Origin of the sequence: Paraburkholderia sp. SIMBA_054 (assembly GCF_046534875.1) — a bacterium.
Classification (GTDB): Bacteria; Pseudomonadota; Gammaproteobacteria; order Burkholderiales; family Burkholderiaceae; genus Paraburkholderia; species Paraburkholderia hospita.
Map to the genome: position 1 here is coordinate 1 of NZ_JAWRXV010000411.1, position 338 is coordinate 338.

Here is a 338-nt window from a genome sequence, read left to right on the forward strand (position 1 = left end):
CGCGTCACGTCACCACGCCGACTTGCCACGGCACGAATTCGCTTTGCCCGTAGCCATGCAATTCGCTTTTCGTGCGCGTGCCGGACGCGCAATCGAGCATCATCTGGAAGATCGCTTCACCCAGTTCGTCGATGCTCGCGCTGCCGTCGATCACGCCGCCGCAGTTGAGGTCGATGTCGTCCGCCTGACGCTCCCACAGCGTGTTGTTCGTCGCAAACTTCAGCGACGGCGACGGCGCGCAGCCATACGCGGAGCCGCGCCCCGTCGTGAAGCAGATCACGTTCGCACCGGACGCAACCTGGCCCGTCGCTGAGACCGGGTCGTAGCCCGGCGAATCC

At 65.1% G+C, this 338-nt stretch carries 1 pseudogene; it reads right to left on the minus strand.

Features of this window, described 5'->3' with window-relative positions:
* Positions 1-4 precede the first annotated feature (4 nt).
* Positions 5-338 (minus strand): annotated as a pseudogene (locus SB822_RS55705) (altronate dehydratase); the annotation flags it as partial.